This is a genomic window from Rathayibacter sp. AY1F2 (genome assembly GCF_002930885.1).
Classification (GTDB): domain Bacteria; phylum Actinomycetota; class Actinomycetes; order Actinomycetales; family Microbacteriaceae; genus Rathayibacter.
This window is the reverse complement of the sequence record NZ_PSVG01000052.1, coordinates 1-1,930: the sequence shown is the minus strand read 5'-3', so window position 1 is coordinate 1,930 and position 1,930 is coordinate 1. Positions and strand designations below refer to the sequence as shown.

Below are 1,930 nucleotides of genomic sequence, written 5' to 3'. Positions count from 1 at the left end.
GGAACGAGGGTGTTGTAGATCACGGCGACGACGATCGAGTAGGCCGTCGCCGCGCCGCGGACGTAGCTCAGCCACACCGGCGTCGGACGGCGGGCGAGCGCGACCGATCCGGCGACGACGAGCACCGCGCTCGCGAGGAGGCTGGTCTGGTTCGTGAAGTAGCCGAAGTAGTCGAACGGATTCGGGTCGCCGGCCACGATGCTCAGCGCGTAGGTGTGGAGGATCACCGCGATCGCCGCTGCACCGACGGCGACGCGAGCAGCGCCCACGAACGGGCGGGTCGGTGCCGGGGAACTCATCGGGTCAGCCTAAGAGCCGGTGGGCTTCTTGATGACCCGCGACAGACACTCCCCTTTCGGAACGGCGCTGCGCATTTCAGGCCGAGACGCGACCATGAGGCAACGCAAGGGCAGGCAGGGACCGCAGCGTGCACATTCAAGGCCGCGACAATGCTCAGGTGGCAGCGTGAACCAGGAGCTGGGCAGCCATGCCAGTGAGGACGATGAGCCCGACGCCCGTCCACGGGATCCACGCGCTGACCCCGCGCGGCCCGACTTTGAAGAGGAACGCCGCGATCACAGCCACGGAGACGCCGAGGGCGCCGAAGAAGCCGACCGCCATGCCCGCATCAGCCAGTCCGCGGTCGCAGGGCCTCGCGCTTGCGCACGAGTCCGTCGCGAAGCCCATTAGGACGCTGCTCACCATCGTCCACAAAGCGGCAGGTAGGAGCACGACGACACCGAGGCCGACCGCCCACCGGTTCGCTCGGTCGCTGGAGTCGTCCACGCCCGTCACCGTACGCCCTCCGAACCGACGTCGTCATAGCCCGTTCATCGGGGCGACGACGCTGTCCCTTCTCGGGTAGTCACACCGTGGTGTATAGGCTCGCAGCAGCCGGTCATCGGCTTCCCGTGAGGAGAGAGCTGTGCGCCCTGCCGGAGTGCTTGTCCTAGCCCTGAGCGCTGTGTGCGTCGCGGGAGCCGGCGCAGCGGTGATCGTCGGCCTCGCATCCTCGTCGTCGCAGAACCAGGCTATCTCGACGGCACTGATCTCAGACCTCGAGCACCGGAACGCTCAGAGCCTGGTCGAAGGATCGCCGCAGCTCACCGGCCTCGGCGTCCCGGAATCGACCTCGACGCCGGGGCGGCTTGCGGTGATCGTGGAGGATGACGCCCGGCTGCGCGTTCAGCGAGACCGCTACCTCGAGCTCGGGGAGTCCTTCACGGCGTTCGAGACCGACGTGTCGCTGGACTCGGTGCAGATCACGGGCGACTCGGCCACGGTGACGTTCACCGAGAGCACGACCCTTCAGCGGAGCCCGTACGAGGCCGGCGAAGCGGCTCCGGAGTACGCCTACTCGTTCCCGCAGGAGGCGACGCTGCGCCTACACGCGGGCACCTGGTCAGTCGACACCCTCACGCACGAGACGGCGCACACCCCGGCAGACTTCCCGGAAACCGTCGCACCGGACGTCTCCCCCACCAGCTGACACGGCATCACTCCCCAGGAGCATCGCCCGGACCTGACCGGTGAACGCTCGAGACGCGGAGTGGCGGTGAACTGCGCAGCAGCATCCAGCTCGGATGACGCTCGGGCAGTGCGCAGGTGGCTCCACTGTGGCGGTGCGGTCGAGAAGTGGGGACTTTGCTGACGCCGCACGCGCCAGACCGGCGGGGAGCCGCCGGTGTCGCCCTGCTCTCGGCCGCGACCCGTAACGCGTCCGAGAGCAACACCTGCCGGCTCAGCGGCCCGCTGAACGATCCCCTAACGGACAGCACCGGAGTAAGGCAGCGTGAATGAGCGACGACTCCTTGGCACGACCACGGACACTGGCTTGGATGAGCAAATGCAGACGCTCATCCCCCTGTCAGGCCGCGAGCTGTGGACCACGACTCATGGCGCCGGCACCGATGAAGACACGACGATCGCG

The 1,930-nt window shown here is 68.0% G+C and carries 2 protein-coding genes and 1 pseudogene; 1 reads left to right on the top strand and 2 read right to left on the bottom strand.

Going from position 1 to position 1,930, the window contains the following annotated elements:
- Both C5C54_RS17455 and C5C54_RS17450 read right to left on the bottom strand, forming a co-directional pair.
- A pseudogene (locus tag C5C54_RS17455) lies at positions 1-299 on the bottom strand (hypothetical protein); the annotation flags it as partial.
- A 154-nt stretch (positions 300-453) separates the two neighbouring features.
- Positions 454-786 carry a hypothetical protein gene (locus tag C5C54_RS17450; RefSeq protein WP_146076580.1) on the bottom strand — a complete coding sequence of 111 codons (333 nt, stop codon included), beginning with the start codon at positions 784-786 and terminating at the stop codon, positions 454-456.
- A 178-nt stretch (positions 787-964) separates the two neighbouring features.
- Between C5C54_RS17450 and C5C54_RS17445 the strand changes: the two genes are divergently transcribed.
- Positions 965-1,489: a hypothetical protein gene (locus C5C54_RS17445; RefSeq protein WP_146078906.1), complete on the top strand. Its 525-nt coding sequence runs from the start codon at positions 965-967 to the stop codon at positions 1,487-1,489.
- Positions 1,490-1,930: the final 441 nt, after the last annotated feature.